Genomic DNA, 590 nt, shown 5'->3' with positions numbered 1-590 from the left:
CGACCTGCTCCGGGACTACCAGGACAACCGGCTCATGTTCGATGCGCTGGACTCGCTGCTGCATATCCCGTCTGTGGTCGCGGGCATCGATACGATCCAGATCATCGCCGGCTGTTCACCCTCGGGCAGCCGGCCGTATAACCTCAATCTGGCGCGCCGCCGCGCCCAGTCGATGTGGACCTACCTGCGCTGGCAGCACCTTGCCGTAGCCGAACGCTTCCCGGTGGATATAATGCCGATGGGAATCGACCACGAGGGATACAAGGCTTTGCAGCAGAGCGGCCGCGGCCTGAGCGAAAAGCAAATGTGGAACCTGCTGCAATACGTGTCCGTACGGCTGAAGATGAAAGACGGCAGCTATATCCACAGGGGAAACGCAAGCCCCCTCAAAAGCCTGCTGGAAGGCTACCGGCCGGCCCTGCCCGTAAGGGACACGGTTTATATCTATACCGAAAAGCTGGTAAGGGACACGGTATATATCGAAAAAAGCGCGTTCCGCATAAAGAAAGATACGGTATATGCGGCCGTACCGGTTGTACGCCTGGCCAGGAACGGATACCGGCCCCTAAGGGGCAAAGCCCCGTTGCGGC

Annotated in this window: 1 protein-coding gene; it reads left to right on the top strand. The window is 59.3% G+C overall.

From position 1 onward, the window contains the following. Positions 1 to 172: 172 nt before the first annotated feature. A partial coding sequence (locus tag ACFO6W_RS26385; RefSeq protein ID WP_380002167.1) for a hypothetical protein occupies positions 173 to 590 on the top strand: 418 nt, incomplete at its 3' end.

Source organism: Dysgonomonas termitidis, from assembly GCF_042654545.1.
Taxonomy (GTDB): domain Bacteria; phylum Bacteroidota; class Bacteroidia; order Bacteroidales; family Dysgonomonadaceae; genus Dysgonomonas; species Dysgonomonas termitidis.
Note: the sequence above shows the minus strand (reverse complement) of the source record. Positions and strands in the feature narration are given on the sequence as shown.